Raw genomic sequence first — 254 nt, 5'->3', positions numbered from 1 at the left:
CCGAGCGTGCAGTGGACGGTCTGCATGCCGTCGGTGCCGAGGGCATAGACGATCGTGTCCGCGGTCGCCGTTTCATCTTCGACGATCAGGATCTTGGGCTGGTTCATGGTCTCAGTCTGGGCTCGCGCGTTTCCGGTGCGACATTGTACGCACGGCCGGCCGCGGCGCGTGCCGCAATGCGGCGGGCCCCGCCCGCGCGCGCTACGCCACGCGGCCGTTCACCGGGATCGGCGCGCCGGGGATCGCCGGTGCGT

General features: G+C 70.9%; 1 pseudogene. It reads right to left on the bottom strand.

From position 1 onward, the window contains the following. Nucleotides 1–107: pseudogene (locus KVT39_RS38325) on the bottom strand (two-component system response regulator CreB); the annotation flags it as partial. Nucleotides 108–254 lie beyond the last annotated feature (147 nt).

Source organism: Burkholderia sp. GbtcB21, from assembly GCF_019091065.1.
GTDB lineage: Bacteria > Pseudomonadota > Gammaproteobacteria > Burkholderiales > Burkholderiaceae > Burkholderia > Burkholderia pyrrocinia_C.
Note: the sequence above shows the minus strand (reverse complement) of the source record. Positions and strands in the feature narration are given on the sequence as shown.